The sequence below is a fragment of the Cobetia sp. SIMBA_158 genome (assembly GCF_046566945.1).
Lineage (GTDB): Bacteria > Pseudomonadota > Gammaproteobacteria > Pseudomonadales > Halomonadaceae > Cobetia > Cobetia amphilecti.
In genome coordinates, this window is the sequence record NZ_JAWJYL010000164.1 from 1 (window position 1) to 320 (window position 320).

Annotated in this window: 3 tRNA genes; all 3 read left to right on the forward strand. The window is 55.9% G+C overall.

The window, feature by feature from the left end:
- Position 1: 1 nt before the first annotated feature.
- The 3 genes from R2R70_RS19450 to R2R70_RS19460 all read left to right on the forward strand — a co-directional run bounded on the left by R2R70_RS19450 (position 2) and on the right by R2R70_RS19460 (position 319).
- Positions 2-78: transfer RNA gene (locus tag R2R70_RS19450), tRNA-Val, on the forward strand.
- 37 nt (positions 79-115) lie between these two features.
- A tRNA-Val gene (locus R2R70_RS19455) sits at positions 116-192 on the forward strand.
- A gap of 50 nt (positions 193-242) precedes the next feature.
- Positions 243-319, forward strand: a tRNA-Val gene (locus R2R70_RS19460).
- Position 320 lies beyond the last annotated feature (1 nt).

A 320-nucleotide genomic window follows, 5' to 3' on the forward strand; every position in this document is an offset into this window, starting at 1 on the left:
CAGGACCATAGCTCAGTTGGTTAGAGCGCCACGTTGACATCGTGGAGGTCGGCGGTTCAAATCCGCCTGGTCCTACCAGCAACGGCACTGATGGCAACATCACGCCACTTGATTCAGGACCATAGCTCAGTTGGTTAGAGCGCCACGTTGACATCGTGGAGGTCGGCGGTTCAAATCCGCCTGGTCCTACCAAGCCGTTCCACGGTATGTTTCAAGTGTTCCTGTGTCATCTGCCACACTTCAGGACCATAGCTCAGTTGGTTAGAGCGCCACGTTGACATCGTGGAGGTCGGCGGTTCAAATCCGCCTGGTCCTACCAG